Source organism: Candidatus Hydrogenedentota bacterium, assembly GCA_016791475.1.
In the GTDB taxonomy this organism is placed as follows: Bacteria; Hydrogenedentota; Hydrogenedentia; order Hydrogenedentales; family JAEUWI01; genus JAEUWI01.
Genome location: JAEUWI010000531.1, coordinates 1 through 500, shown reverse-complemented (window position 1 = coordinate 500; position 500 = coordinate 1). Strand labels below are relative to the sequence as shown.

Genomic DNA, 500 nt, shown 5'->3' with positions numbered 1-500 from the left:
CTCGGCCCGCGCCTGAGCGCCCGACCCCGCCGCGCGCCTGCGTCGCGGCCCGGCGCCGCGTGCAAGCGTCAGCGCAATTGCAGAGTTGGACATCGCGGGCTCAATTGTCGTCGCGTTCGCCGACGATCAGCCAGCGCCCGCCGATCTGTCGCAGCAGGAGCTGGCGGCGCGAGGTCTCGCGGAGCTGGTCGGCACGGTACGACTGTTCGAAGCTCGCCACCCAATCTTCGCCGCGCGGATCCAGCTCCAGCGATGTGATCTTCACCTCGATGATCCGGTGCGACCGGATGCGGGCGCGCTGCTGGGCGGCCCAGCTCTCGTAGCTCAGGCTGCGATCGGCACTGATGAAGCCCGGCGCGTAGGCCGCCAGATAGGCCTTCACGTCACGACGGCTCCAGGCCTTGGCCCAGGCCTGGACAGCGGCCTCCAGCTGCGGCCGCGGATCCGGCCCGGTGCTGGCCGGTGGCGTGATCACCTCCGCGTTGGCCCAGGACCTTGCC

General features: G+C 71.0%; 1 protein-coding gene. It reads right to left on the bottom strand.

Annotated features, from left to right (window positions below; all coding sequences use genetic code 11):
* Positions 1-100 precede the first annotated feature (100 nt).
* A partial coding sequence (locus JNK74_30645; protein MBL7650526.1) for a nuclear transport factor 2 family protein occupies positions 101-500 on the bottom strand: 400 nt, incomplete at its 5' end.